This is a genomic window from Cupriavidus sp. 2SB, from assembly GCF_005503625.1.
In the GTDB taxonomy this organism is placed as follows: Bacteria; Pseudomonadota; Gammaproteobacteria; order Burkholderiales; family Burkholderiaceae; genus Cupriavidus.
Genome location: NZ_SCMX01000065.1, coordinates 1 through 25,765, shown reverse-complemented (window position 1 = coordinate 25,765; position 25,765 = coordinate 1). Strand labels below are relative to the sequence as shown.

Here is a 25,765-nt window from a genome sequence, read left to right as displayed (position 1 = left end):
ATGACCAAGACGTTCCGCAACCCGCAGCTCACCAAGAACGGAGAGCTCAAGCACTTGTTGTCGATCGAAGGGTTGTCGCGTGACATGATCACGCACATCCTCGACACCGCCAGCCAGTTCGTATCGCTGTCGGATTCCGACCGCGAGGTCAAGAAGGTGCCGCTGCTGCGCGGCAAGAGCGTGTTCAACCTGTTCTTCGAGAATTCGACGCGGACCCGTACCACGTTCGAGATCGCCGCCAAGCGGCTGTCGGCGGACGTGCTGAACCTGAACATCAACGCATCGTCGACGAGCAAGGGCGAATCCCTGCTCGACACCATCAACAACCTGTCGGCGATGTCGGCGGACATGTTCGTGGTGCGCCACGCCAGTTCCGGCGCCCCGTACCTGATTGCCGAGCACGTGGCGCCACACGTCCACGTGATCAACGCCGGCGACGGCCGCCATGCGCACCCGACGCAGGGTCTGCTGGATATGTACACCATCCGGCACTTCAAGAAGGATTTCACGAACCTGACGGTTGCCATCGTCGGTGACATCCTGCACTCGCGCGTGGCCCGTTCTGACATCCACGCGCTGACCACCCTGGGTGTACCTGAAGTGCGAGCCATCGGTCCCCGTACGCTGCTGCCCTCGGGGCTGGAGCAAATGGGGGTGCGCGTCTTCCACAACATGGAAGAGGGACTGAAGGGCGTGGATGTGGTGATCATGCTGCGCCTGCAGAACGAGCGGATGAGCGGCGCGCTGCTGCCGTCCGCGCAGGAGTACTTCATGGCGTATGGCCTGACGCCGGAACGGCTGGCGCTGGCCAAGCCCGACGCCATCGTGATGCATCCGGGTCCGATGAACCGCGGCGTGGAGATTGACTCCGCCGTGGCCGACGGCCCGCAGTCGGTGATCCTGAACCAGGTCACGTTCGGCATCGCCGTGCGCATGGCAGTCATGGGAATAGTGGCTGGGAACAACGACTAAGCGTGACCTTGGATACAACGAACCGTACAGCGCAAGACAACATGAAGATTCACATCCAGGGTGGCCGCCTGATCGATCCGGCCGCAAACCTAGACGCCGAGCAGGACCTGTTCATTGCCGCCGGCAAGGTGGTGGGCGTCGGCAAGGCGCCCGCCGATTTCCATGCCAACAAGACCATCGACGCACGCGGCCTGATCGTGTGCCCGGGTCTGGTCGATCTCTCCGCACGACTGCGTGAGCCGGGCTTCGAACACAAGGCGACGCTGGAATCCGAAGTGGCTGCGGCATCGGCGGGGGGTGTCACCAGCCTGATCTGTCCGCCCGATACCGATCCGGTACTCGATGAACCGGGCCTGGTCGAGATGCTCAAGTATCGCGCGCGCAAGCTGAACCAGACGCACGTGCATCCGCTGGGTGCACTGACCGTGGGGCTGAAGGGCACGACGCTGACGGAGATGGGCCAACTGACCGAGGCCGGCTGCGTGGGCTTCAGCCAGGCTGAGGAGCCGATCCAGGACACGAAGGTGCTGCTGCGCGCGATGCAGTATGCCCAGACGTTCGGCTTCACACTCTGGCTGCGTCCGGAAGACCCGTTCCTGGGAGGTGGCGTGGCGGCGAGCGGCGCCGTGGCGTCGCGGCTGGGTTTGTCAGGTGTGTCGGTCATTTCCGAAACGGTGCGCCTGCATACGATCTTCGAACTGATGCGCAGCACCGGCGCGCGTGTGCATCTGTGCCGCCTCTCGTCCGCCGCGGGTCTGGAACTCGTCCGTCAGGCGCGCAAGGAAGGTCTGCCGGTGACTTGCGACGTGAACATCCACCACGTGTCGCTGACTGACATGGACATCGGTTTCTTCAACAGCCAGATGCGCTTCACGCCGCCGCTGCGTAGTGGCCGGGACCGCGACGCGATCGTTGCCGCGCTCGCCGATGGCACCATCGACGCATTGTGTTCCGACCATACGCCGGTGGACGACGACGAGAAGCTGCTGCCGTTCGCCGAGGCCACGCCTGGTGCAACCGGGCTGGAACTGCTGCTGCCGCTGACGCTGCGCTGGGCCGCCGAGCACAAGGTGCCGCTGGTCAAGGCGCTGGCTCGCATCACCAGTGAGCCTGCTCGCGTGGCTGGCCTGCAGGCCGGTGCCCTGGCAGCGGGTGGCGCGGCAGATATCTGCGTGTTCGATCCGAAACTGGTCTGGAAGGTGGAACGCAATGTGTTGAAGAGCCAGGGCAAGAACTCGCCATGGCTCGGCTACGAGATGGAAGGGCGCGTGCGAGTGACGTTGGTCGGCGGCCAGGTCGTCTACGAGCAGCGCTGAAGCGAGTCGCCAGGCGCTGAACAAGGATCGGGATTCGACGATGATCTGGTTACGCAAGCTGCGACTCGGGCTGCATCTGTTGCACGCGATGCTCCTTTGCCTCACGGTCTTCCCGTGGGCAAACACTCACACCCGTGAACGCCTGATCCGGGCCTGGTCGCGCAAGCTGCTGGCGCTCTGCAACATCGAGGTCGAGGTGCAGGGCCTGCCGCCCGGGCAAGGCGCCCCGCGTGGGGCCATGCTGGTGTCGAACCACATTTCCTGGCTCGATATCTACGTGATCCACAGCTGGCAACCCGTGCGCTTCGTGGCCAAGTCCGAAATCCGTAGCTGGCCGGTGGTCGGGTGGCTTTGCGACAAGACCGGCACCATCTTCATCGAACGTGGCCGAAAGCGCGATGCCCACCGTGTGCTGCATCACATCACCGAGGTCATGCAGCAGGGCGACCTCGTCTGCGTGTTTCCCGAAGGCACCACCACGGACGGCAGCCACGTGCTGCCCTTCCACGCCAACCTGATGCAGGCGCCCGTCGCCGGCGGATTGCCGGTGCAGCCGGCAGGGCTGAGCTACGTGGACGCCGCGACTGGCAAGCCAACGCTGGCACCGGCGTACATCGACGATATCTCGCTAGGCCAGTGCCTGGACGCCATCCTGAGGTCGCCGCCGATCAAGGCGCGGCTGACGTTTGGGCCGCAATTGATGGCGCACTCGGCAAGCCGGAGGGAGTTGGCGGAGGCGGCGCGGGAGGTGGTGGTGTGTCTTAGCGCGGGGGATCAGGGCAGCGCTCGGGATCGCGCCCAGGCGTTCCAGCCGACTGATTCGCCTGATCACGGCCTCGGTGCAAGTCTGACGGCTGCTTCGTAGGCAACGTATGGGTGTTCCGCCAGGCGGCCACCGCTAACTCGATCCTCTGACTTGGGGTTGTATCAAACTTCCGCCACTCCAGTATTCCTCGATATTTCAGCTTCGAAACTTCGAGTGTATTGTTTGTCGTTTGTAAGAGGGCACGTAGTTTTCAATGTACCTCACAAATTCTGACGAGCAATGCATTCAGAGCGCGGGAAGGAATCGCAGGTGGCCGGCGGCCAGTCGACCGACTTCACAAAGGTTACCGAAATTGTTCTGACGTGGACTAAGTCCCATATTTGGGTCTTTTCTTTCACGGCTGGACTGTCTACGGCACTTCTGGTAGCCGTGCTTTTTCTCGCATTTCGCGGATATCAGAGCGAGGGCTTTCTGCAGGCGAACCGGCTTCTGAGCGAGTTCAACATCCAGCGTCCAGCACTGGAAGACAGGGCCAACCTGTTGCGATACCTGCAGTACCACAATCAGATGGACGATCCCAATGCCTCCTTTCTACTGCAAGAGATCGGGTCCGGCATGATGCAGAAGCAGGTCAGGACCACGCTGACCTATTCGAAGGAAGATCTGCGCTATCTGTCGGAGGCTAAGGCTCCGCTTGCTGCGAGTGTTCTCGGTCTGGGTATTAGGTTCACGGCTGGTTCGGCAGAGGATGCCGCCGCGCGCGTGCAACTCATGGGGGAGTACTTGCGCGACAGCATGCTGCGCCTTGAGCTCCTGCAGAGCATCCGGGCTGGCGTGGCATCGGCTAGATCCCAGAAGCAATTGCTAGACAATCAGTTGATTGCCAAGCGGCTGGAGCTGGATGACGCTACCCGCAAATTTGAAGCGCTCAAATCCATCGCCGCGAAATATCCGGAAGCGTCCCGCAACGATCCTCGCCAGTTGCTTTCTTCCGATACTGACAGCTCGCGCTACCTGCCTCCTGTCATCCAATTGATCGGAGCGGAGTCTAATATCGCCGATCTCCGTATTGCAGTAGCCTCGCTCGAGCGCAATGTCGCGCAGAACGCATTGCGCCTCGACTTCTATACCCGCGCCAATCAGATCGATGCTGCAGCGCCGACGGGCCTGACGATGCTGGCTGCCTTCAAGGCTTTGAAGATCGAGGTATTTGAAACGGCGAATCTTGATGACGATCCGGTGCGCGAAGTCGTCAACAATATCAGGATCGTCCTGGAATCGCTGCAGGCAAAGCACGTGACAGGCACTAGCTTCACGTTCGGGCCGACAAAGCCCCAGCATCGCTCGGGTCCGAGGCCCCTCGTGCTGCTGGTGCTGGCATTGGTGTTCGGCAGCTTATTTGCCGGATTGGCCGTGGTGGCGTTCGAGCGAGTGTTTGGCCGTAGCATCGAAGCTCCGCTCCGGGCACGGATGCAGCGCTGAATCATAAATTGAGCGGGTCGCGGTATTCCGGGCAATCCACCTGGACGACGGTGCGATCATCGGGGTTGGCGACCAGACGCGCGGCAGACAGCCTGCCGCCCCAGACGCAGCCGGTGTCCAGGGCCATCACGTCGGAGCGCATCAACAATCCAAGAGTAGACCAATGCCCACATACGACCGTGACATCCCGGGTCTTGCGATCTGGTACGTCAAACCATGGCATGAGACCGGCCGGAGCGTTGTTGAGCCCTTCCTTGGTTTTCAGGTCCATGACGCCGTCGGCGGAGCAAAATCGCAAGCGCGTCAGCGCGTTGACGATGGCTCGGTGACGTTCGATACCGCGCAGACTTTTCTTCCAGCGGTCAGTAGCATTGCCAAACACGTCCGCCAGAAAGCCCTGCCAGTTGCTGCCTTGGAGTTCGGCCTCGACCTCGCGCGACAGATCCACGACTTCGTCGGCGCTCCACTCGGGCAGCACTCCGGCGTGGAGAATCAGAAAGTCTTGCTCTCGAATCGCTAAAGGTTGATGTCGTAACCAAGTTGTTAAAACGTCACAATCTGCTGCGGCGAGAATATCGTCAAGGGTGTCGGACTTGCCCTTTTTCCGTACTCCGGCCGCCACGGCGAGCAGATGAATGTCGTGGTTTCCTAGGACCGTGCGGCTGTTCTGCCCAAGGCCGGCAACGATTCGGAGGGTTTCCAGGGAGGCTGGGCCCCGGTTGACAAGGTCGCCGACGAAGCGCAGAGGCGCATTGGGCGGCAGCTTGGTCATGAGCTGTTTCAGGGAGGCGGCGCACCCCTGAATGTCACCGATCGCAAACGGGGCCGGGGGGGGTGAAGGGTTTAAGGACATCTATAAGCGCTGGGTATATTGAAAGGCCTGCTAGGAAAAGTGACGATTTTCCCGAACCTATAATTGATTCTGCCATTCGTTACAAGGCGCAACAAAAAGTTAAGTTCCACCGCCGGGATGGACTGCGGGGTCAGATAGAATAGCGCCACCTTCCAATAGGACGAAAAAAAGGGCCGCTATTCCCCACTGGAACAAGCGGACACCCGACTATTGTCGGGCACTCGAAACATATCGATAAGTAGGGAGCAGAGTTTTGTCGCACATTCTTGTCACTGGCGGGGCTGGGTTCATCGGGGCAAATTTTGTCCTCGATTGGCTGGCACAGCCGGGCGCAGACGGCGTGGTCAACGTCGATAAGCTGACCTACGCAGGCAACCTCAAGACACTGGCTTCGCTCGAGGGCGATGCCCGGCATGTCTTCTCGCAGACCGATATTTGCGACCGTGCCGCCCTGGACCGTTTGCTGGACGAACACACTCCGCGCGCCGTGCTGCATTTCGCGGCGGAAAGCCATGTCGATCGATCGATCCATGGGCCGGGTGATTTCATCCAGACCAACATCGTTGGAACGTTCACGCTGCTCGAAGCCGTGCGTGCCTACTGGAACCGGCTCGATGGCGACGCGAAGGCCAATTTCCGCTTCCTGCACGTCTCTACCGACGAAGTCTTCGGATCGCTGGGTCCTGCAGACCCTCAGTTCTCGGAGACCACCGCCTACGCGCCAAACAGCCCCTACTCGGCCTCGAAGGCCGCGTCGGACCATCTCGTCCGCGCCTATCACCACACGTATGGGCTGCCCGTCGTCACCACGAACTGCTCGAACAACTACGGCCCGTATCACTTCCCCGAGAAGCTGATTCCGCTGATGATCACCAATGCCCTCGCCGGCAAGCCGCTGCCTGTGTATGGCGATGGTCTGAACGTGCGTGACTGGCTCTACGTGCGCGATCACTGCAGCGCGATTCGCGAGGTATTGGCGAAGGGACGGCTGGGCGAGACCTACAACGTGGGCGGATGGAACGAGATGTCCAACCTCGATGTGGTGCACACGCTGTGCGACCTGCTCGACGAACTGAGCCCGAAGGCCACGGGTTCCTACCGCGACCAGATCACGTTCGTGAAGGATCGGCCGGGCCACGATCGCCGCTATGCAATCGACGCGAGCAAGCTGGAGCGCGAACTTGGCTGGAAGCCCGCCGATACGTTCGAAACCGGCCTGCGCAAGACCTTGCAGTGGTATCTCGACAACCAGGCATGGGTGCAGGACGTTGTTTCCGGGGATTACCGGAACTGGGTGGCGAAGCAATATGCCGAATAAGCTGTCCTCGCCTCCCACCATCCTTGTAACAGGAAGCAACGGCCAGGTCGGTTTCGAGCTGCGCCGCAGCTTGGCACCGCTCGGCAACGTGGTTGCGCTCGATCGCGCGGCATGTGATCTGTCGCAGCCGGAGAGAGTGCGGCAGATCGTACGAGATCTTCGCCCGGCCGTCATCGTCAATGCCGCGGCCTACACGGCAGTGGACAAGGCTGAAAGCGAACCTGAGCGAGCGTTCGTGATCAATGGCACTTCAACTGGTGTCCTCGGCGAGGAAGCGCGCGCACTGGGCAGTCTGCTGGTTCACTATTCCACGGATTACGTGTTCGATGGCACGGGCATTGGGGCCTATGTCGAGACTGATGCAGTCAATCCGCAATCGGTCTACGGCAAAAGCAAGCTTGCAGGAGAGCGTGCCATTGCCGAATCGGGGGCGCATGCGCTGGTATTGCGGACTTGCTGGGTGGCGGGCGCACATGGCGGGAATTTCGCTAAGACGATGCTGCGGCTGGCCAGCGAGCGCGACAGCCTGCGCGTGATCGCCGACCAGTTTGGTGCGCCTACCACCGCCGGCCTGATTGCCGATGTGACCGCCCAGATTGTTGCCCGACACTGGTTGGCGGCTTCTCCCGACGCCTTCCCCTCCGGTCTCTACCATCTGGCTGCCGCAGGTGAGACCAGTTGGCATGGCTATGCCGTAGAAGTGCTGCGCTACGCGCGGCAACTCGGCGTTGACTTGAAAGTGGCTCCGGAGCAGGTGGAGGCAATACCCGCGACGGCGTACCCGTTGCCCGCGCAGCGGCCCGCGAATTCTCGGCTCGATACCACGCGCCTGCGGGAAACCTTCGGCATATATCTTCCCGGCTGGGAGCAGGGCGTTCACCACCTGCTCGACCAAATCGTTCAGTAACGGACATCTACATGCGCAAAGGCATCATCCTGGCCGGAGGTTCCGGCACACGGCTCTATCCGATCACCAAATCTTTGTCGAAACAGCTATTGCCCGTTTACGACAAGCCGATGATCTATTACCCGCTCTCTACACTGATGTTGGCGGGCATTCGTGACATCCTGATTATCTCGACGCCGGAAGATACGTCGCGTTTCGCCGATCTGCTGGGTGACGGCAGCTCACTTGGCATCAACCTGCAATACGCAGTGCAGCCGAGTCCCGATGGCCTTGCACAGGCATTCACCATAGGCGAGAACTTTATCGGCAACGCGCCGAGCGCTCTGGTGCTGGGCGATAACATCTTCTACGGGCACGATCTGCAGGGCTTGCTGCATGACGCAGACCAGCAGAGTGAAGGTGCCACCGTATTTGCCTATCACGTTACAGATCCCGAGCGATATGGCGTGGTAGCATTCGACAAGTCCGGCAAAGCCGTATCCGTCGAAGAAAAGCCAAAGACCCCGAAGAGCAACTTCGCGGTGACCGGGCTGTATTTCTACGATAATGACGTGATCGATATTGCCAAGGCGGTCAAACCCAGCGCGCGCGGCGAGTTGGAAATCACTGCAGTCAACCAGGCCTATCTAGACCGCGGTCAGCTCAACGTGCAGATCATGCAGCGCGGATTCGCGTGGCTCGATACAGGCACGCATGAAAGCCTGCTGGACGCAGGACAGTTCATCGCCACGCTGGAGCATCGACAGGGACTGAAAATCGCTTGTATTGAGGAGATTGCGTGGCGCCAGGGTTTCATTGATGCGGAGGCTTTCGAAAGGCTGGCGCAGCCGTTGGCAAAAAGCACATACGGGCAATATATGTTGCGCCTGCTCAAGGATGGGGTGCCCTCGTGAATGTCATCGCCACATCTATTCCGGAAGTCCTGATTCTGGAGCCGAAAGTATTCGGCGACGAGCGCGGATTCTTCTTCGAGAGCTTCAATCAGAAGGCTTTCGACGCAGCAACGGGCCTCAATGTCGGCTTCGTGCAGGACAACCACAGCCGTAGTGCCAGGGGCGTGCTGCGCGGCTTGCATTATCAGGTCCAGCAGCCGCAGGGCAAGCTGGTCCGCGTGGTGCGTGGCGCGGTGTTTGACGTGGCCGTGGATGTTCGTCCGGCTTCGCCTCATTTCGGCCAGTGGGTCGGCGCGGAACTGAGCGAGGAAAACCAACGCCAGTTCTGGGTGCCGCCCGGTTTTGCGCATGGGTTCCTCGTGCTAAGCGAGAGTGCTGATTTCCTCTACAAGACCACCGACTATTACGCACCGCAATTCGAGCGGTGCATCGCCTGGGACGATCCTGACCTGGCCATCGCATGGCCGGGCGACGTGACGCCGATACTGTCGGCGAAAGACAAGGCTGGCAAGAGGCTCCGCGAGGCGGATGCCTGCTGACGGGACGGCTGGGCAGGGTCCGCCATGCAAGGCGACTCGGGTCCGGCCATTTTTGCGGCTATCTATGATCAAGCACACTCGGAACCTTCTCTCTCTGGTCATGATCCAGGGGTCCAATGCAGCGTTGCCGCTGCTGGTGTTCCCGTATGTGCTCGGTGTGGTGGGTGCACAGCACTATGCCGATATCGTGGTCACCGAGGCGTTTTCGGTGCTCCTCATCACGGTAATCCTGTATAGCTTCGAGATTGACGGCGTGGCAGCGGTCACCGGACTCCGGCCCGAACGTGACCGGGCACAACTCTCAAAGATCTTCTCTCGCATTCTCGTCTTGCGGATGACGCTCTTCACGGTGGCGGCGCCCATGCTCGTGGCCGGCCTGTCGCTATTTCGGCCGGAACTGACGCATATCGCGGCATGGTGGATGCTGATCCCGCTCAGCTACGCCCTGCAGCCTACCTGGCTCTATCAAGGACTGCAGGCCAACGGCATACCAGCCGTCTGCACGTTGCTGAGCCGGGCAGTGGCAGTCGTGCTGATTCTTCTGTTGGTGAAGCGCCCCGATGATTTTCTGCTGGTGCCAGCGATCATGGGCGTGATGTATGCCCTGGGGTCGGTTGCCATGCTTGCGTTCGCCATGGCCGGCCTGGGTATTCGTCCGACGCGAGTCCGTTGGGGGGAGCTCATGCAGATGATCCGCGCCGGGAAGGAAATCTTCCTGGGCAATGTCGGCGTGGCGTTGTACCGGGATTCGAACGTACTGCTGCTGGGTTTCCTGGGCTTGCACGGCGCGCCGATCGCCGCCTATTCGCTTGCCGAGAAAACTACCAAGGCGGTGCAGGCGGTTATTCGACCGCTCAACCAGTTGTTCTTTCCGAAGGCCGTACTTGTGACGCAGGCAGCGAACAGTCCCAACCGCGATGTGTTCGTACGATTGTTGAGGCTGACCTGGCCGCAACTGGGAGCGCTTGTGACGATCTGGCTCGCGCTCATGGCGGCGGTACCGATTCTCAGGCAGCACGTTCCGGCAATCGGGCAGATTCAGGAGCTGGACCAGGTCATGCTCTTCATGTCGCTGATGGCGCTGGGCACCCTGTTCGGCGTCTGCAACTTTATGTTTGGCAGTGCTGGCCTGAATACCCTGGGGCAGAAACGCGCCTTGCTGGGCGGCATTCTGTTCGCGGCAGTGGTCAGCGTGATCGCAACCGCTACGCTGGGGGGGGTGTACGGTGCCATCGGCGCGGCCATCAGCTTCACGCTGTCAGAGGGCGTGTTGTTTGCGACGATTGCCCGGAAATATTATCGGGGCGAGCGCCTCGTTAACGTGGCGTCATGATGATGGAAAAGCTCATGGCGCTCTCGTTCAGCCTGATGATCCTGGGCCAGGCAATGGCCTTGCGCCTCTACGCCGGTACGTGGATTGTCCCCGGTTGCATCTTTGGGCTGTTCTGGTTCCTGTATACGTTTGTACCATTACTATTCCTGTGGGATGTTCCGGCCAACGTATATGCCGTGGCGTATATTTTTGTGGCGTGCCTGGTGTTTTCCTTGGGCGCTCTTCCGTTTCGCTGGCGCCTGGGATTTGAGATGCGGGCCAAGAACGCCGGTGCACTGAACTACGGCAGTCCGTTCATGTTGCGAGCGTTCTATGTGACCAGCATGATCACGGCCGTCAGCCTGATCATCGACCTTCACATCCAGGGCGTCTCACTTAAGCAAGTCGTCACCAATCCGCTTGCCATCGCCGGCGCGATGACAGCCAAGCGCTACGGCGCCGAACTGGTGCCCAATCTTTTTGCGCAGCTAAGTTTCGTGCTGCAGTATCCCAGTGCAATTTTGGGCGGTTTCATATATTCGACGCGTGAGGTAGGTGTCCGCCGCTGGAGCATCTTATTACTTACGTTCCTGCCGTCCATCCTGGCGATGGTGCTGCAGGGCGCCAAGGGAAATCTGTTTCTCGTACTCGTGTTGTTCTGGGCGGCCACACTGGTCTGCAAGGTCAACCGCGGCAAACTTGCCTTGTTCGGGGTGCAGGACCTGCGCCGGGCCGCACCGTATGCTGCGGTCATCTTCGGACTCGTCCTTCTGGCGATGGCCTCCCGTGGGTTGCTCGACTCCTCCGGGGACGTCAAGGCGGCGTTGGTACGCTTGGTGGCGTCCTATGCCACGGCACACATGTATGCGTTCTCCGACTGGTTCGCCCATTTGGTGGGACACGGCGGCACGCTGCCATACGTGGATAATCTTGGCGATTACGGGATCTACACTTTTACACCGGTGGCGCGGCTGCTTGGCAATGACACGCCACTGCCAGCGGGTGTGTACGAGGAGTACTTTGCCTACGGCGATGTGATCCAGACCAACATCTACACGATGTTCCGGGGTCTGATCAATGATTTTGGCCTGTCGGGTTCGCTGATCGTCATGCTTCTGGCAGGTTCGGCAATCCACGTGGCGTACTGGATTTTTCTGATGTCGAAGTCGCCGTCTTTTTCGACGTCAATATTCATCCATTCGATTGGATATTTTTACACATCGTTCATTATTAGCCTCCTGATTTGGAACAGCATATACGCGAGCATTTTGATAACAGCGTTGCTCTGCTTCTTCGGTCGGTATTTCGGGGGTGGCGAGGTACCTGCACCATGCGGCCGCGGGCCAGCTGGCGGTTGAATTTCTGAGGAATGCGATGAAATTAGGTTATGTTTGCACCAATTATAATAACAGCGCCTTTACACGGACGGCCGTGGAGACGCTGTTGCGGAATGTCGGTCATGAAATCGAGGTGATGGTTGTCGATAATAACTCCGATGCTGCCAATGTCGAGCTGCTGAAGGGCCTTCAGGCGGATTTTCCTAACATCGAGTTGCAGTTGAATCAGGACAATCTTGGATATTTCCCGGGGCTCAATGTCGGAATTCGTGCCCTGCGGCAGCGCAGGCCGGATATCGAATGGATGGTGATTGGAAATAACGATCTGGAATTTGCATCGGATTTTATCGAAAGGCTGGACAGGAATACCGAGCGTCTCAAGGCGTATCCGGTAGTATCCCCTGATGTAGTGACGCTTGATGGTGAACATCAGAATCCTCACGTGATCGCGAGTATCAGCAAGTTGCGTGAATTGTTTTACGACGCTTACTACTCGAACTATCACCTCGGCATGGCGATGTTGAAGCTGGCCATGATGTTCCGCTCGGTATCCGACCGTACGGACGAGCAGCAATGGGAGACGGCCCAGTCGATCTATCAGGGGCATGGCTCGGTGTACATCATGGGTCCGGCATTCTTCAGGGAGTTTGGCGAACTCTGGGCTCCGACTTTCATGATGTCCGAGGAGTATTTCCTCAGCAAGCAACTATCTGACGCGGGGTATCAGGTTTGGTACGATCCCTGTCTTCAGGTGGTTCACCACTACCACGGGGCGCTTGCAACACTTCCAAGCCGGCGTCGGTGGGAGATGGCGCGGGACGCGCATCGCGAATACCGCAAGTACGTCCGGGTCCTCGGCTGAAACATCGCCTGTTTTACAGAAGAATTGAGTGTCCGCGCCAGGGATGGCGCGGGAGAAACTTTAGATCGGGATTTCTTATATGCGGCAGTATCAGGTTTGCACCAATTGTGTGATGGACACGAGCGATTCGCAGATCGTGTTCGACGATAAAGGCGTGTGCGATCACTGCAACGGCTTTAAGACCGATGTTTTGCCCAACTGGCATCCGGACGATACCGGCAAGGCGATGTTTCGCGAAGTCGTCGAGAAGATCAAGGCCGAAGGCAAGGGCAAGGAATTCGACTGCATCATGGGGATGAGTGGTGGACTGGACAGCTCGTACCTGCTGCATCTGGCTGTGAGTGAATTTGGCCTGCGCCCGCTGGTGTTCCACGTCGATGGTGGGTGGAATACGGACATTGCGGTAAACAATATTCAGGTCATCGTCGACAAGCTCGGTCTGGACCTGTACACCGAAGTGATCAACTGGCAGGAAATGAAGGATTTCCAGCTGGCGTTTTTCAAATCGGGCGTCTCGCATCTCGATATTCCGCAGGACCACGCATTCGTAGCTACGCTGTATCATTTTGCGAACAAGCACAATATCAAGTACATCCTCAACGGCGGCAATTTTGCCACCGAATGCGTGCGAAACCCCAAGGAGTGGCTGTACTACGGTACGGATATGGCCCAGCTGAAGGACATTCATCGCCGTTTTGGCACGCGTGAGCTGAAGACCTATCCGTTCAGCAGCATCCTGTTCCACAAGGTCTACCTTCGTTATATCAAGGGTGTGCGCGTGGAAAAGCCGCTGAACTACCTGCCGTACACGAAGGAAATCGCCTCCAAGACCCTCGCGGATGTCTATGGCTGGCGGCCGTATCCGCAAAAGCATTTCGAATCGCGGTTTACGCGCTTCTACGAGGGTTACTGGCTTCCTACGCGCTTTGGCTACGACACCCGGCGCGTGCAGTACTCCAGCCTGATCCTCACCGGTCAAATGACGCGGGAAGAGGCCCTGTCCAAGCTGGAGAAGCCAGCGTACGACCCGGTCACGATCGATGAGGATTTCGAGTACATCGCCACCAAGCTGGGTATTTCGGTAGACGAGCTGCGGCACTATCACGAGATGCCGAAGAAAACCTATCGGGATTATCGCAACCAGGAGTGGCTGTTCGACCTCGGTGCGAAGACGCTGAAGATGCTGGGCATCGAACGGGCGGTGAAAAGATGATAGCCATCATTGACTATGGTTCCGGCAACGTCGGTGCCATTGCGAATATCTACAAGAAACTGAAGGTCGCGCACGTCATCACTGGCGACGCGGCGGAGCTTGCCGCGGCCGAGCGTTATGTTCTGCCAGGCGTCGGCGCGTTCGATACGACGATGGATTACCTGCGCGATTCGGGCATGGTGGAACTGCTCAACGAACAGGTTCTTGTGAAGAAGAAAAAGGTACTGGGTATCTGCGTTGGTATGCAGATCCTTGCCGATTCCAGCGAGGAGGGCGTGAAGCCGGGACTGGGCTGGATTCCGGGGCGCGTGCGAAAGATCGACGCGAGCACGCTCACCAGTTCACCGAAACTGCCGCACATGGGCTGGAACTCATTGTCTACGAAGTCGGCCGAAGCGCCGTTGCTGCAAGGTGTGGACCTGCAGCAGGGCTTCTATTTCCTGCATAGCTTCTACTTTGATGCGCAGGATTCTGCCGATGTATCCGCCACGGTCCGCTATGGCTCGGATCTTCCGTGCAGCGTCTTCCGCGACAACGTCTTCGGCATGCAATTCCATCCCGAGAAGAGCCATGCCAATGGTGTGGCGGTATTCCGTAATTTTGCCGAGCTTTGACCATGTTGCGCTCCCGAATCATCCCATGTCTCTTGATGCATGACGGTGGCCTCGTCAAGACCCGGCAGTTCAAGGACGCAAAGTACGTCGGCGATCCGCTGAATGCGGTCAAGATCTTCAACGAGAAGGAAGTCGACGAACTGATGTTCATCGACATCGATGCCACGGTCGAAGGCAAGGTGCCGAATTTCGAGCTGCTGCGCAGCCTGGCGGTGGAGTCGCGTATGCCACTTGCGTATGGCGGCGGGGTTTCCAGCGCCGCCCAGGCAGCAAAGATCATTGCCCTGGGGTTCGAGAAGGTGTCGATCAGCGCGGCTGCCGTAGAGCGCCCGGAGTTGATTCGGGAGGTGGCTGAAGCCATTGGCGCGCAGAGCGTGGTCGTGACGCTGGACGTTAGGAAGAACAAGCTGCTGGGCGGCTATACCGTCTATACGCACAACGGCCGGGAAAAACACAAGCTGAACCTGATCGACTTCTGCCAGAAGGTGGCGGAACTCGGTGCGGGAGAAATCACGATCAATTCCATCGATCGGGACGGCGAGATGGCTGGCTATGATCTCGCTCTCGCCAAGCAGGTGCGCTCGGCGGTGACGACACCGCTGACATTCGTGGGCGGCGCGGGGAGCACCGACGACATGCAGGTGCTGATCGATTCGGTGGGCGTGGTTGGCGCGGCGGCCGGCAGCATGTTTGTATTCAAGGGGCCGTATCGCGCGGTGCTGATCAACTACGCGCGTCCAGCCAAGGGCGCCTGAGGCGATTTCCAGGAATTTCGATGAAGCAGATTTTGCAAGACATGGGCAAGGGCGCTACCTATATCGCGGAAGCGCCCGCGCCGTCAGCAGGCCGCGATGGTCTGCTCGTCCATACCTCTGTCAGCCTGATTTCCGCTGGCACGGAGCGGATGCTGGTGGGTTTCGGCCGCGCGTCGTATCTGGAGAAAGCACGCCAGCAGCCGGAAAAGGTTCGCATGGTGCTGGAAAAAGTCCAGACGGATGGCCTGTTGACGACCGTGGATGCCGTACGCTCGAAGCTCGCCCAGCCATTGCCGCTGGGATACTGCAACGTTGGCCGTGTGGCGGAGGTGGGCGTTGGCGCAGACGGATTCAAGATCGGCGATCGCGTGGTTTCCAACGGTCCGCATGCCGATGTGGTGAAGGTGCCCAAGAATCTGTGCGCCAAGGTGCCTGACGAAGTCGATGACGAAGCGGCTTCCTTTGTCGTAGTGGCCAGCATCGGTCTGCAGGGCATGCGTCTGGCCGCGCCAACGCTGGGCGAAGCATTTGTCGTCGTTGGTGCGGGATTGATCGGTCTGTTGACGGTGCAATTGCTGCGCGCTCACGGATGCCGTGTGCTGGCAATCGATTTCGACGAGAGCAAGCTGGAACTGGCGCGTCAATTCGGTGCGCAGACCTGCAATCCCGGTGCTGGTGAAGACGCCGTTTCTGCCGGCATGGCTTTCAGCCGTGGCCATGGCGTCGACGGCGTCATCATCACGGCCTCGACCAAGTCCACCGATCCGGTGACGCAGGCCGCGCGCATGTCGCGCAAGCGTGGGCGGATCGTGCTCGTGGGCGTCACGGGCCTAGAGCTGAATCGCGCGGATTTCTACGAGAAGGAATTGTCCTTCCAGGTCTCGTGCTCGTACGGACCGGGTCGATACGACCCGAGCTACGAGGAAAAGGGCAACGACTATCCGATTGGATTCGTGCGCTGGACCGAACAACGCAATTTTGAAGCAGTGCTGGACATGATGGCCAGCGGGCAGCTCGACGTAAAGTCATTGGTAACGCGCCGTTACGCCTTTGAAGAGGCAGCGCAGGCCTACGACCAACTGACGGCCGACAAGTCGGCGTTGGGCATCCTGCTGCAATACAAGTCGGCTCCTGAAACCCGCATGTTGCGTTCGGTGCCACTCGGTCCGAAGCCGGCCTATGACACGAAGCGGCCGGTGCTTGGTTTCATTGGCGCAGGCAACTATGCATCGCGCATGTTGATCCCGGCATTCAAGGCGGCCGGCGCGCAATTTCAGAGCATTGTCACCGCGGGTGGGGTCAACGGTGTGATCCACGGCGAGAAGGCTGGTTTTGCCGAAGCGTCGACAGATCTGGCGGACATGCTGGCGAACGACCAGATCAATACCGTAGCCATCGTTACCCGGCACGACACGCATGCACGGTTTGTTGCGCAGACCCTGGCCGCAGGCAAGCACGTGTTTGTCGAAAAGCCACTCGCCATCGACATGGATGGGCTGGCTCAGGCCCAGCGCGCCTTTGACGATGCGCGGGAACGTCAGCCTGAGCGCGCGCCGCAGATCATGGTGGGATTCAACCGCCGTTTCTCGCCGCAGGTCCAGAAGATGAAGGCGCTGCTGGCTTCGGTCAAGGAGCCCAAATCGTTCATTATGACGATGAATGCTGGCGCAATCCCGCCGAATCACTGGACGCAGGACAATGCCGTGGGCGGTGGCCGCATCATCGGCGAAGCGTGCCACTTCATTGACCTGATGCGCTTTCTGGCGGATTCGCCGATCGTCTCGGTCCAGGCGCGCCGGATGGGTGATACACCCGGTGTGGCGATCACCGAGGACAAGGCATCCATTACGCTGGGCTTCGAGGATGGCTCGTTCGGCACGATCATGTATCTGGCCAATGGCGCGGCCAGTTTTCCAAAGGAGCGGGTCGAGGTGTTTGCTGCAGGCCGTGTCCTGCAGCTCGATAATTTCCGCAAGCTCAAGGGTTTTGGATGGCCAGGTTTCCGCAAGATGAGTTTGTGGCGCCAGGACAAGGGCCAGAACGCCTGTGCAGCGGCGTTCCTCTCCGCAATCGAAAGTGGCACGCCGGCGATTCCGTCGGATGAGATTTTCGAGGTGGCGCGGGTGAGCATCGAGGTGGCGGAACTGCTCCGCCGCCAATGACACGAGCGTTATGAACCGGCAGTGGATCAAGGCCCGTACCGCCATCGCGCTAGGGCTACCGAACATCGGTCGCGCGGTGGGATACCGCGTGGGTGTCCGCCTTGGCGTCAACAAGGTGCGACGCCTGCATGCGGCCGTCCCTGCCGCCCCGTTCTTCGCGGCATCGTCCCTCCCGCCGCTCGATGCGCCAGTGGTTTCCAACTGGGTGCACGAGGCGAAGTGGTTCGGCCGCTGGTCGGTGGCGGTCAGTGATACGCCTCCGGACTGGTTCGCCAATCCCATCACGGGAGCGCGCGTAGCCCGCCCTGAGTTGCCGTGGTGGCAGATCCCCGATTTCGATCCCCAGGTGGGCGATATCAAGGCGATCTGGGAGGCATCGCGGATGGATTGGGTGCTGGCATTCGCACAGCGCGTGCGCCAGGGTGATGCAGCGGCTCTCGCGCGCCTGAACAGCTGGCTGGCTGACTGGAGCAAACGTAATGCTCCGTACATCGGGCCCAACTGGAAGTGCGGCCAGGAAGCGTCGATTCGTGTGATGCACCTGATTGCCGCAGCCATGATGCTGGGTCAGGTGACGGCGATGTTGCCAGGGCTGCGCGCATTGATCGAACTGCATCTGCAGCGTATCGCGCCAACCGTGTCGTATGCGATGGCGCAGGATAACAACCATGGCACGTCCGAGGCCGCAGCGTTGTTTATCGGCGGCACCCTGCTTGCTCAGTACGGTGTGGCGCGCGCGCAAGGCTGGGCAACTGTAGGCCGCAGGATGCTGGAGAACCGCGCCGCCAGATTGATCGGCGAGCAGGGAACGTTCAGCCAGTACTCGGCCAACTACCACCGGCTGATGCTGGATACATTCAGCTGGGCGGAGACATGGCGGCGGCTCGTGAAGGCACCGGCATTCAGCGATACCTGGTATGCGCGAGCGCGCGCGGCCACGGCGTGGCTGCACGCCATGACGGACCCGAAAACCGGCGACGTGCCAAATGTTGGTGCGAACGATGGCGCGCGACTGCTACCGCTGAGCGACTCGCCCTATCGTGATTTCCGGCCCAGCGTGCAACTGGCGATGGCGGTTTTCGGCGGCAAGGCGGTGTATGCAGACTGCGAGAGGGCGATAGCCATGAGCAAGTGGCTCGGCGTGCCAGCGCGTACCGAAAACGCTGCCGAGCCTGGCAACCTGCAGGCCGACGACGGTGGCTTTGCTGTGTTGCGGCAGGGGCCCGCCATGGCATTGTTGCGATACCCGAGGTTCCGCTTCCGTCCGTGCCAGGCCGATGCCCTGCACGTGGATCTCTGGCTGGACGGTGCCAGCCACTTGCGCGACGCGGGTACGTTTAGTTACAACACCGAGCCGCGCTGGCTGGATTATTTCGGCGGCGTGCGCGGTCACAATACGGTGCAGTTCGATGAACGTGAGCAGATGCCGCGCCTCTCGCGCTTTCTGTTCGGCGACTGGCTGAAGACCGAAACGCTGGAGCCGCTGCATGGCGACACCTCCAAGGTCACGATGGCGGCTTCCTATGTCGACCGGCTGGGTGCCCGGCATAACCGGCATTTGTGCCTGGATGAAGCCCAGCTCGAAGTGCGGGACCAGGTCACCGGATTTGCGAAGCGTGCCGTCCTCCGGTGGCGTTTGCGCCCAGGCCAGTGGCGGCTGGAACCCAGCGCCACCGACGCGGGATTCGTGGCGCGCGGCGACCGGGGTGAATGCCTGGCGCTGACGGCTGACGTACCCGTGGTGCGTTGCGAGCTGGTCGAAGGTTGGGAATCTCTGCACTATTTGGAGAAGACGCCGGCGCCTGTGCTGGAACTCGAGATTGATCGAGGCGGCACATTGGTGTCCCGGTACTATTGGACAACATGAAAGTTCTGTATTTCCACCAGCACTTCGTGACGCCGCGCGGCACGGGCGGGATTCGCTCCTATGCGATGGCGCGCCGTCTCGTCGAGAGCGGACACGCCGTCACCATGGTGTGTGGCAGCTTTTCCGGCGGCCACACCGGACTGGATACCCCGTTTGTCGGAGGAATGCGCCGCGGCGTGGTCGATGGCATCGACGTTATCGAACTCGATCTGGCCTATTCGAATAGCGACGGCTTTGTGCGGCGTGCCATGACCTTCCTGAAGTTTGCGATGCGCAGCATCGGGATTGCGTTCACGGAAACCTATGACGTGGTGTTTGCGACGACTACGCCGCTCACTGCCGGCATTCCGGGCATCCTGGCGCGCTGGCTGCGCCGCAAGCGCTTTGTCTTCGAGGTGCGTGACCTCTGGCCCGAGTTGCCGCGCGCGATGGGCGTGATTCGGAATCCGGTTGTGCTGTGGGCCATGGGTGTGCTGGAGTTCGCCAGCTACCGGTCTGCGCACCGGGTGATCGGCCTGTCTCCGGGAATTGTCGAAGGTATTGCACATCGTGGTGTGCCACGCGATCGCATCGCCATGGTGCCGAATGGCTGCGACCTCGGCATCTTCGGTGCTCCGGCCGAGCCCTGGCGTCCGGAGCAGGTGGGCCCCAACGATCTCATGGCTGTGTTTGCCGGCACGCACGGCATGGCAAACGGGCTCGATGCCGTGCTCAATGTCGCTGCGGAACTCAAGCGGCGGGGCCGCAACGATATCAAGATTCTGCTGATCGGGCAGGGCAGGCTAAAACCGGCCCTGGAAGCGCGGGCTGCGCGCGAGCAACTCGATAACGTCGTGTTTCATGCGCCGGTGAACAAAGGAAAGCTTGCGGAACTGATGGCGGCGACCGACATCGGCCTGCAGGTGCTGGCAAATGTGCCGGCCTTCTACTATGGGACGTCACCGAACAAGTTTTTTGACTATATCGCGTCGGGCCTGCCGGTCCTGAACAACTATCCGGGCTGGCTCGCCGAGATGATTGAGAAAAACGCGTGCGGCTTCGCTGTGCCGCCAGCAGATCCGGCTGCCTTTGCCGATGCGCTGGAGCAGGCCGCGAATGATCGTGACGCCTTGAAGAACATGGGTAAGCGTGCGCGCGCACTGGCCGAGAGCGATTTCGATCGGACGTTGCTGGCGGGTCAGTGGCTGCAAACACTGGAAAGTGCGGCACCGCACGGCAGCGTGATGGCGCGACGCTGTGATCTCACATAACGAAGGGGAAAACGTGAGAGGAAATCGCAAGACCAGGGTGATGCTCGTTTTCGGTACACGTCCGGAGGCCATCAAGATGGCCCCGCTGTACCACGCGCTGCAGGCCCTGCCTGAAGAGTTCGAGACGCATTTTTGTGTGACTGCCCAGCATCGCCAGATGCTCGACCAGGTGCTGCGCGTGTTCGACATCAAGCCCGACATCGACCTGAACGTGATGCGGTCGGGACAGGACCTGTATGACGTGACGTCGGCGGTCCTGCTGGGCATGCGCGACGTGCTGCGCGAGCACAAGCCAGATGTCCTGCTGGTGCATGGCGACACCACCACGACGCTGGCATCAGCGATGGCGGCGTTCTATGCGGGTGTTCCAGTCGGCCATGTGGAGGCCGGGCTCCGTACGCACGATGTCTACGCACCGTTCCCCGAGGAGTTCAATCGCCAAGTGGTGAGCCGTGTGACGAAGTGGCATTTTGCGCCCACGGCGTACAGCCGCGAGAACCTGCTGGCCGAGCGTGTGGACCCCGCATCGATTGCCGTGACGGGCAATACCGTCATCGATGCGCTGTTCTGGGTGCTCGACCGGATCGAACAGTCTCCGGAACGGCGCGAAGGCCTGACGGCCCAGCTCGACGCCCAACTGCCCTTTGCCTGGCGCGACGAGCGATTCGTGCTTGTCACCGGCCATCGCCGCGAGAATTTTGGCGACGGATTCCTGCAGATCTGCGATGCGCTGAAATCACTGGCCGAGCGATATCCGGATGTCCATATCGTGTATCCGGTGCATCTGAACCCCAACGTTCAGAAGCCCGTGAATACCATTCTGGCCGGCCTGACCAATGTGCATCTGATCGAGCCGCTGGACTACGAGCCCTTCGTGTACCTGCTCAAGCACGCGCATATCGTGCTGACCGACAGCGGTGGCATTCAGGAGGAAGCGCCCAGCCTTGGCAAGCCGGTGCTGGTGATGCGCGACGTGACGGAGCGCCCCGAGGCTGTGGAGGCCGGCACCGTGCGCCTGGTGGGTGCAAATCGGGATGCGATCATCGCAAACGTGACGGTACTGCTGGATAACGAGGACGAGTACAAGGCCATGGCGCGTGCGCATAATCCGTACGGCGATGGGCAGGCGTGCGAGAAGATCATCAACGTATTGAGGACCTTGCAATGACGAAGAAGACTGTGTGTGTGGTTGGCCTTGGCTATATCGGGCTGCCGACTGCAGCACTGCTGGCCAGCAACGGATTCCAGGTGGTGGGTGTGGATCTGAACGTCCATGCCGTGGAGACGATCAACCAGGGGCGCGTGCATATCGTCGAACCGGACCTGGATGCGTTCGTGCGCTCGGCCGTCACGGCGGGCCGCCTGCAGGCATTCACCACGCCGCGCGCTGCCGATGTGTACATGATCTGCGTACCCACGCCGTTCCACGAAGGCGAAGGCATTCCGCAGCCGAACATCGATTACGTGCTCGCGGCAACGCGGAGCATTGCCGGCCTCGTCAAGGCTGGCGATATGGTGATTCTGGAATCGACCTCGCCGGTCGGTACGACCCAGCGCATGGCGGATGAGCTTGCCGCGGCCGGCGTCGACGTGGCGAACGTGCATATGGCTTATTGCCCCGAGCGCGTGCTGCCCGGCAAGATCATGACCGAGCTCGTCGAGAACGATCGTGTGGTTGGCGGTCTGAAGCCCGAGGACACACACGCTGTGACGGCCTTCTACCGGAGCTTTGTGCGTGGTGCGGTTCTTGAGACCGACGCCAAGACCGCCGAAATGTGCAAGTTGACCGAAAACAGTTTCCGGGACGTGAATATCGCATTCGCCAACGAGCTGTCGATGATCTGCGCGAAGGACGGCATCAATGTCTGGAACCTGATCCAGCTGGCCAATCGTCATCCGCGCGTCAACATCCTGCAGCCGGGCGCTGGTGTTGGCGGCCATTGCATCGCTGTCGATCCCTGGTTCATTGTGTCGCGCGACCCCGAAAACGCCCGGCTGATCCGCTCCGCGCGTGAGGTCAATAACTACAAGACCGAGTGGGCGATCCAGCAGATCAAGGTGGCCGTAGCCGATGCCTCGGCGCGTGTGGCTCGCAAGCCGAAGGTTGCCTGCCTGGGGCTGGCATTCAAGCCGGACATCGACGACCTGCGTGAATCGCCCGCAGTCCATATCGCCACCGCGCTTCAGTCGCAAGGTTATGATGTCGTGGCGGTCGAGCCGAATATCGAGTCGCACGATGCATTCCCGCTGATGTCGCTGGAGGATGCCATGGCCCAGGCCGATGTGCTGGTGGTACTGGTCAAGCATCGCCAGTTCGCCGATGAAGAGGTACGTGCAGCCCTGGCCCGGGCGAATGCGCTCGATTTCTGTGGCGTGCTGATGTAACGCCATCCTGCCTGACCCCGGTGATGGAGAGCGGCCTGCAAGGTCGCCTCCAGTGCCAGTAGCCACAAAAGAATCAGAATTTCTACAAATGAAGCGCCTCTTTGACCTCGTGCTGGCCAGTTTTGCATTGGCGTTGCTCGCCGTTCCCATCCTGGTCCTGATCTGGATGGTGCGCCGCAAGCTGGGCAGTCCCGTGTTTTTCCGCCAGGTCAGGCCGGGACTGCATGGCCAGCCGTTCGAGATGGTCAAGTTTCGCAGCATGACCGATGCGCGGGATGCCGCCGGCAACCTGCTGCCGGATGCGGATCGCCTGCCGACGTTCGGCCGGTTCCTGCGCGGCTCCAGCCTAGACGAGCTTCCTGAGCTCTGGAATGTGATCAAGGGCGAGATGAGCCTTGTGGGTCCGCGTCCGTTGTTGATGGAGTACCTGCCGCTGTACTCGCCGGAGCAGGCGCGCCGCCACGATGTGCGCCCCGGAGTGACTGGATGGGCCCAGGTGAATGGCCGCAATGCGCTGAGCTGGGACGAGAAATTCGCGCTTGATGTCTGGTACGTGAACAATCGCTCGCTGTGGCTGGACATTCGGATTCTCTGGCTAACGGTGCGCAAGGTGCTGGTGCGTGAAGGCATCAGTGCCGCAGGCGAGGCAACGATGTCGAAGTTCACGGGCAACAAGCCATGAAGTCATTGGCGCTGCTTGGCGCAAGTGGCCACGGCAAGGTCGTTGCGGATGCGGCGCTTGCGGCTGGCTGGCAGGAAGTCTTCTTCTTCGATGATGCCTGGCCGTCCCGCACCAGCAACGGTCGCTGGCCCGTGGTCGGAGACAGCGCGGCACTGCTGGCAAGACTGGACGAATTCGATGGCGTCATCGTTGCCGTGGGGAATTGCGAAGCGCGCTGGAAGTTGCAGGGCTTGCTCGAAAATGCTGGTGCCCGGCTCGCCACGGTGGTGCATCCGCGCGCGTATGTGAGTCCGTTTGCAAGTCTGGGTTGTGGCACGGTCGTCATGGCCAATGCCGTGGTCAATGCCGACGCTGTGATAGGGCCAGCCGGCATCGTGAACACCGGTGCAACCGTCGATCACGACTGCACCCTCGGCCATGGGGTCCATATCAGTCCGGGCGCCCACCTGTCGGGCAACGTGACGGTCGGAGACTGTAGTTGGGTTGGCGTGGGTGCCGCAGTACGGCAAGGTATTCAGATTGGGGACAACGTCATGGTTGGTGCCGGAGCGGTGGTGGTCCGCGCGGTGGAAAACGGGGTGACCGTAACAGGCTGCCCGGCGGAACCGCTCACGCGAGCGTGAGCGCCAGGTCTTGACGACGATACTAACGATTGATTCTTCGCACACTTATGCTAAACACCCCTTTTTCCCAATGGCCGAGTTTTACCTCGGAAGAGGCCGATGCCGTTCGCCAGGTATTGTTGTCGAACAAGGTGAACTACTGGACCGGCACGGAATGCCGTGAGTTCGAGCAGGAGTTTGCCAAGTGGACCGGTACGCGCCACGCCATTGCATTGTCCAACGGCACGCTGGCCCTGGACCTGGCGCTCAAGGGACTCGGCATCGGCCCGGGTGACGAAGTTGTGGTGACGCCAAGAACGTTCATTGCCAGCACGTCCTGCGTCGTCAACGCGGGCGCCATTCCCGTGTTTGCGGACGTGGAGGCTGCAAGCGGCAACCTTTCCGCCGAAACCATCGCCCGTGTGCTGACTCCGCGTACCAAGGCCATCATCTGTGTGCATCTGGCCGGTTGGCCGTGCGACATGGACCCGATCATGGAACTTGCCGAGACACATGGACTGAAGGTGATCGAGGATTGTGCGCAGGCTCACGGCGCGTCCTATCGCGGCCGCAAGGTCGGTAGCATCGGTCACGTGGGGGCGTGGAGCTTCTGCCAGGACAAGATCATGACGACCGGCGGAGAGGGCGGCATGGTCACCACCAACGACGAACGCGTGTGGCGTGACATGTGGGCGTTCAAGGACCACGGCAAAAGCTACGAGGCCGTGTACGAACGTCAGCATCCGCCGGGCTTCCGTTGGCTGCATGAGGGATTCGGCACGAACTGGCGCATGCTTGAAATGCAGGCCGTAGTGGGACGTATCCAGTTGCGCCGCATGGCCGACTGGACCGCCCGCCGGACAGCCAATGCCGAGCGCATCTGGAAGGCCGCAGCCCAATCGCCGCTTGTCCGGGTGCCTGCAGTGCCCGACGGCAGTGTTCACGCGCAGTACAAGTGCTACGTCTATGTTCGCCCCGACATGCTCGCCGAGGGCTGGACCCGGGACCGCATCGTCGAGACCATGGTCGCCGCAGGCGTTCCCTGCTATCAAGGCTCATGCTCCGAGGTGTATCTCGAAAAGGCATTTGACGGTACGGGATGGCGTCCTGAAACGCGGCTGCCCGTCGCACGCGAACTTGGCGAGACGAGCCTGATGTTCCTGGTTCATCCGACGCTGAAGGAAAGCGAGATCGGCAAAACGTGCTCGGTGCTGACAGAGGTGTTGGGGCAAGCATGTCGCTGAGTCGGATCGCCACGCCACTGCTGGCACTGCCGCGCCCTGCCAAGCGGCTGGTGGTGGTGGCGCTGGACCTGGTCTTGTCACTCGCCTCGGTCTGGTGTGCGTTCTACCTGCGCACCGAGCAGGTGGGCATGCCGGTATTGCAGCAGCCATACGTCTATCTGATTGCCCCGCTCCTGGCATTTCCGTTTTTTGTGCGGTTCGGCCTGTATCGGGCGATCTTCCGCTATACGGGAATGGCCGCGCTGGCCACGACCGCAAAGGCGGTGGGCTTCTACGGCGTCACGTTCTTCCTTGTACTGGTGCTTTTCACCTGGGAAGGCGTGCCGCGCAGCCTCGGGTTGATCCAGCCCATCCTGTTTCTCCTGTTCGTCGGCGCAAGCCGTGCCGTCGCCAGATACTGGCTGGCCGGTTGGTCGTCGGGGTCGATTGGCGAG

At 60.5% G+C, this 25,765-nt stretch carries 23 protein-coding genes and 1 pseudogene; 23 read left to right on the top strand and 1 reads right to left on the bottom strand.

The features are described 5' to 3' along the window. The 4 genes from FFS21_RS24290 (at position 1) to FFS21_RS24275 (ending at position 4,536) form a co-directional block, all read left to right on the top strand. A complete protein-coding gene (locus FFS21_RS24290) occupies positions 1 to 972 on the top strand; it encodes an aspartate carbamoyltransferase catalytic subunit (RefSeq protein WP_137927262.1) in 972 nt (323 codons plus the stop codon). A 41-nt stretch (positions 973 to 1,013) separates the two neighbouring features. Continuing rightward, a complete protein-coding gene (locus FFS21_RS24285) occupies positions 1,014 to 2,288 on the top strand; it encodes a dihydroorotase (RefSeq protein ID WP_137927261.1) in 1,275 nt (424 codons plus the stop codon). 40 nt (positions 2,289 to 2,328) lie between these two features. Next, complete coding sequence (locus tag FFS21_RS24280; RefSeq protein WP_137927260.1) at positions 2,329 to 3,153, top strand: lysophospholipid acyltransferase family protein; 825 nt, start codon at positions 2,329 to 2,331, stop codon at positions 3,151 to 3,153. Between the two features lie 210 nt (positions 3,154 to 3,363). After that, on the top strand, positions 3,364 to 4,536 hold the full coding sequence (locus tag FFS21_RS24275; RefSeq protein WP_137927259.1) for a hypothetical protein: 1,173 nt from the start codon (positions 3,364 to 3,366) through the stop codon (positions 4,534 to 4,536). Between the two features lies 1 nt (position 4,537). Here the strand turns inward: FFS21_RS24275 and FFS21_RS24270 are convergent, their stop codons facing one another. Continuing rightward, complete coding sequence (locus FFS21_RS24270) at positions 4,538 to 5,389, bottom strand: symmetrical bis(5'-nucleosyl)-tetraphosphatase (RefSeq protein WP_137927258.1); 852 nt, start codon at positions 5,387 to 5,389, stop codon at positions 4,538 to 4,540. A gap of 253 nt (positions 5,390 to 5,642) precedes the next feature. Between FFS21_RS24270 and rfbB the strand changes: the two genes are divergently transcribed. From rfbB to FFS21_RS24175, 19 genes and pseudogenes are all read left to right on the top strand, one after another. Beyond that, a complete protein-coding gene (rfbB, locus tag FFS21_RS24265) occupies positions 5,643 to 6,707 on the top strand; it encodes a dTDP-glucose 4,6-dehydratase (protein ID WP_137927257.1) in 1,065 nt (354 codons plus the stop codon). Beyond that, entirely contained in the window at positions 6,697 to 7,614 is a 918-nt protein-coding gene (gene rfbD, locus FFS21_RS24260; RefSeq protein WP_137927256.1) for a dTDP-4-dehydrorhamnose reductase, read from the top strand. The genes rfbB and rfbD overlap by 11 nt, the downstream gene beginning before the upstream one ends. Before the next feature lie 11 nt (positions 7,615 to 7,625). After that, positions 7,626 to 8,507, top strand: a complete 882-nt coding sequence (gene rfbA / locus FFS21_RS24255; RefSeq protein WP_137927255.1) for a glucose-1-phosphate thymidylyltransferase RfbA — start codon at positions 7,626 to 7,628, stop codon at positions 8,505 to 8,507. Continuing rightward, the gene (rfbC, locus tag FFS21_RS24250; RefSeq protein WP_137927254.1) at positions 8,504 to 9,046 is read left to right on the top strand and encodes a dTDP-4-dehydrorhamnose 3,5-epimerase; all 543 of its coding nucleotides are present in this window, start codon (positions 8,504 to 8,506) and stop codon (positions 9,044 to 9,046) included. Before rfbA ends, rfbC begins: the two co-directional genes overlap by 4 nt. Beyond that, positions 9,036 to 10,379: an oligosaccharide flippase family protein gene (locus FFS21_RS24245; RefSeq protein WP_137927253.1), complete on the top strand. Its 1,344-nt coding sequence runs from the start codon at positions 9,036 to 9,038 to the stop codon at positions 10,377 to 10,379. The genes rfbC and FFS21_RS24245 overlap by 11 nt, the downstream gene beginning before the upstream one ends. Then, complete coding sequence (locus FFS21_RS24240) at positions 10,376 to 11,716, top strand: O-antigen polymerase (protein WP_137927252.1); 1,341 nt, start codon at positions 10,376 to 10,378, stop codon at positions 11,714 to 11,716. The genes FFS21_RS24245 and FFS21_RS24240 overlap by 4 nt, the downstream gene beginning before the upstream one ends. Before the next feature lie 16 nt (positions 11,717 to 11,732). Then, positions 11,733 to 12,557 (top strand): glycosyltransferase family 2 protein, encoded by an 825-nt coding sequence (locus tag FFS21_RS24235; RefSeq protein ID WP_137927251.1) that lies wholly within the window; start codon positions 11,733 to 11,735, stop codon positions 12,555 to 12,557. 79 nt (positions 12,558 to 12,636) lie between these two features. Continuing rightward, positions 12,637 to 13,770 (top strand): N-acetyl sugar amidotransferase, encoded by a 1,134-nt coding sequence (locus FFS21_RS24230; RefSeq protein ID WP_137927250.1) that lies wholly within the window; start codon positions 12,637 to 12,639, stop codon positions 13,768 to 13,770. Continuing rightward, a complete protein-coding gene (gene hisH, locus FFS21_RS24225) occupies positions 13,767 to 14,384 on the top strand; it encodes an imidazole glycerol phosphate synthase subunit HisH (protein WP_137927249.1) in 618 nt (205 codons plus the stop codon). The genes FFS21_RS24230 and hisH overlap by 4 nt, the downstream gene beginning before the upstream one ends. 2 nt (positions 14,385 to 14,386) lie before the next feature. Then, positions 14,387 to 15,139: an AglZ/HisF2 family acetamidino modification protein gene (locus FFS21_RS24220; RefSeq protein ID WP_137927248.1), complete on the top strand. Its 753-nt coding sequence runs from the start codon at positions 14,387 to 14,389 to the stop codon at positions 15,137 to 15,139. 20 nt (positions 15,140 to 15,159) lie between these two features. Beyond that, entirely contained in the window at positions 15,160 to 17,301 is a 2,142-nt protein-coding gene (locus FFS21_RS24215) for a bi-domain-containing oxidoreductase (RefSeq protein WP_137927247.1), read from the top strand. 10 nt (positions 17,302 to 17,311) lie between these two features. Continuing rightward, the gene (locus tag FFS21_RS24210) at positions 17,312 to 19,168 is read left to right on the top strand and encodes a heparinase II/III family protein (RefSeq protein ID WP_137927246.1); all 1,857 of its coding nucleotides are present in this window, start codon (positions 17,312 to 17,314) and stop codon (positions 19,166 to 19,168) included. After that, positions 19,165 to 20,418, top strand: a complete 1,254-nt coding sequence (locus tag FFS21_RS24205) for a glycosyltransferase family 4 protein (protein ID WP_137927245.1) — start codon at positions 19,165 to 19,167, stop codon at positions 20,416 to 20,418. The genes FFS21_RS24210 and FFS21_RS24205 overlap by 4 nt, the downstream gene beginning before the upstream one ends. Positions 20,419 to 20,458: 40 nt before the next feature. Continuing rightward, entirely contained in the window at positions 20,459 to 21,586 is a 1,128-nt protein-coding gene (wecB, locus tag FFS21_RS24200; RefSeq protein ID WP_137927244.1) for a non-hydrolyzing UDP-N-acetylglucosamine 2-epimerase, read from the top strand. Beyond that, a complete protein-coding gene (gene wecC / locus FFS21_RS24195; protein ID WP_137927243.1) occupies positions 21,583 to 22,803 on the top strand; it encodes a UDP-N-acetyl-D-mannosamine dehydrogenase in 1,221 nt (406 codons plus the stop codon). The genes wecB and wecC overlap by 4 nt, the downstream gene beginning before the upstream one ends. An 88-nt stretch (positions 22,804 to 22,891) precedes the next feature. Beyond that, positions 22,892 to 23,485: a sugar transferase gene (locus FFS21_RS24190; RefSeq protein ID WP_137927242.1), complete on the top strand. Its 594-nt coding sequence runs from the start codon at positions 22,892 to 22,894 to the stop codon at positions 23,483 to 23,485. After that, the gene (locus FFS21_RS24185; protein ID WP_137927241.1) at positions 23,482 to 24,108 is read left to right on the top strand and encodes an acetyltransferase; all 627 of its coding nucleotides are present in this window, start codon (positions 23,482 to 23,484) and stop codon (positions 24,106 to 24,108) included. Before FFS21_RS24190 ends, FFS21_RS24185 begins: the two co-directional genes overlap by 4 nt. Before the next feature lie 47 nt (positions 24,109 to 24,155). Then, complete coding sequence (locus FFS21_RS24180) at positions 24,156 to 25,331, top strand: DegT/DnrJ/EryC1/StrS family aminotransferase (protein ID WP_137927240.1); 1,176 nt, start codon at positions 24,156 to 24,158, stop codon at positions 25,329 to 25,331. Continuing rightward, positions 25,322 to 25,765 (top strand): annotated as a pseudogene (locus FFS21_RS24175) (polysaccharide biosynthesis protein); the annotation flags it as partial. The gene FFS21_RS24180 and the pseudogene FFS21_RS24175, both read left to right, overlap by 10 nt.

Excerpts from the sequence above, each read along its gene's own strand:
- FFS21_RS24290 (WP_137927262.1), top strand. The coding sequence starts at position 1 with ATGACCAAGACGTTCCGCAACCCGCAGCTCACCAAGAACGGAGAGCTC.
- FFS21_RS24285 (WP_137927261.1), top strand. The coding sequence starts at position 1,014 with ATGAAGATTCACATCCAGGGTGGCCGCCTGATCGATCCGGCCGCAAAC.
- FFS21_RS24280 (WP_137927260.1), top strand. The coding sequence starts at position 2,329 with ATGATCTGGTTACGCAAGCTGCGACTCGGGCTGCATCTGTTGCACGCG.
- FFS21_RS24270 (WP_137927258.1), bottom strand. The coding sequence starts at position 5,389 with ATGTCCTTAAACCCTTCACCCCCCCCGGCCCCGTTTGCGATCGGTGAC.
- rfbD (WP_137927256.1), top strand. The coding sequence starts at position 6,697 with ATGCCGAATAAGCTGTCCTCGCCTCCCACCATCCTTGTAACAGGAAGC.
- rfbA (WP_137927255.1), top strand. The coding sequence starts at position 7,626 with ATGCGCAAAGGCATCATCCTGGCCGGAGGTTCCGGCACACGGCTCTAT.
- FFS21_RS24245 (WP_137927253.1), top strand. The coding sequence starts at position 9,036 with ATGCCTGCTGACGGGACGGCTGGGCAGGGTCCGCCATGCAAGGCGACT.
- FFS21_RS24240 (WP_137927252.1), top strand. The coding sequence starts at position 10,376 with ATGATGATGGAAAAGCTCATGGCGCTCTCGTTCAGCCTGATGATCCTG.
- FFS21_RS24235 (WP_137927251.1), top strand. The coding sequence starts at position 11,733 with ATGAAATTAGGTTATGTTTGCACCAATTATAATAACAGCGCCTTTACA.
- FFS21_RS24230 (WP_137927250.1), top strand. The coding sequence starts at position 12,637 with ATGCGGCAGTATCAGGTTTGCACCAATTGTGTGATGGACACGAGCGAT.
- hisH (WP_137927249.1), top strand. The coding sequence starts at position 13,767 with ATGATAGCCATCATTGACTATGGTTCCGGCAACGTCGGTGCCATTGCG.
- FFS21_RS24220 (WP_137927248.1), top strand. The coding sequence starts at position 14,387 with ATGTTGCGCTCCCGAATCATCCCATGTCTCTTGATGCATGACGGTGGC.
- FFS21_RS24215 (WP_137927247.1), top strand. The coding sequence starts at position 15,160 with ATGAAGCAGATTTTGCAAGACATGGGCAAGGGCGCTACCTATATCGCG.
- FFS21_RS24210 (WP_137927246.1), top strand. The coding sequence starts at position 17,312 with ATGAACCGGCAGTGGATCAAGGCCCGTACCGCCATCGCGCTAGGGCTA.
- FFS21_RS24205 (WP_137927245.1), top strand. The coding sequence starts at position 19,165 with ATGAAAGTTCTGTATTTCCACCAGCACTTCGTGACGCCGCGCGGCACG.
- wecB (WP_137927244.1), top strand. The coding sequence starts at position 20,459 with ATGCTCGTTTTCGGTACACGTCCGGAGGCCATCAAGATGGCCCCGCTG.
- wecC (WP_137927243.1), top strand. The coding sequence starts at position 21,583 with ATGACGAAGAAGACTGTGTGTGTGGTTGGCCTTGGCTATATCGGGCTG.
- FFS21_RS24190 (WP_137927242.1), top strand. The coding sequence starts at position 22,892 with ATGAAGCGCCTCTTTGACCTCGTGCTGGCCAGTTTTGCATTGGCGTTG.
- FFS21_RS24185 (WP_137927241.1), top strand. The coding sequence starts at position 23,482 with ATGAAGTCATTGGCGCTGCTTGGCGCAAGTGGCCACGGCAAGGTCGTT.
- FFS21_RS24180 (WP_137927240.1), top strand. The coding sequence starts at position 24,156 with ATGCTAAACACCCCTTTTTCCCAATGGCCGAGTTTTACCTCGGAAGAG.